The 385-nt window shown below is 68.8% G+C and carries 1 protein-coding gene; it reads left to right on the top strand.

The annotated features are described in order from the left end of the window. A partial coding sequence (locus QN345_RS19875; protein WP_323509221.1) for a hypothetical protein occupies positions 1-300 on the top strand: 300 nt, incomplete at its 5' end. Positions 301-385: the final 85 nt, after the last annotated feature.

The raw sequence follows: 385 nt of genomic DNA, 5'->3' as shown, positions 1-385 counted from the left end.
GTCGGACCCGGCATGACCTCAGGCGGCTGGCTCGCCCAGTTCGGCGCCGACCTCCAACACAGTGTCTCCGTCGCGACCAAGGCCCTCGGCTGGCTTCCCGGCTGGGCCGTGGCGATCGCGCTGGTTGCCTCCGGCGGCTATTTCGTGTGGCGCGCCACCCGCCACACCGAGCCAAAGCCCCCGGAACCAACCTTGGCAACACCCGACGGGCCGGCTCGGTCCGCCGACTCTGAATCCAGCTGCTGCAGCGATGCAGCCCTCGAAACCCCCGCACGCACAGGACAGGACACCACCAAATGAGTTCCGCCCCCAAAAACACGCAAAAGGCTCCCGCAGCCCGATCGCGCCGCCCCGGCTGGTTCGGCTGGATCACCGGGCTGCTGAT

The organism is Cryobacterium sp. 10I1, from assembly GCF_035019805.1.
Taxonomy (GTDB): Bacteria; Actinomycetota; Actinomycetes; order Actinomycetales; family Microbacteriaceae; genus Cryobacterium; species Cryobacterium glucosi.
Note: the sequence above shows the minus strand (reverse complement) of the source record. Positions and strands in the feature narration are given on the sequence as shown.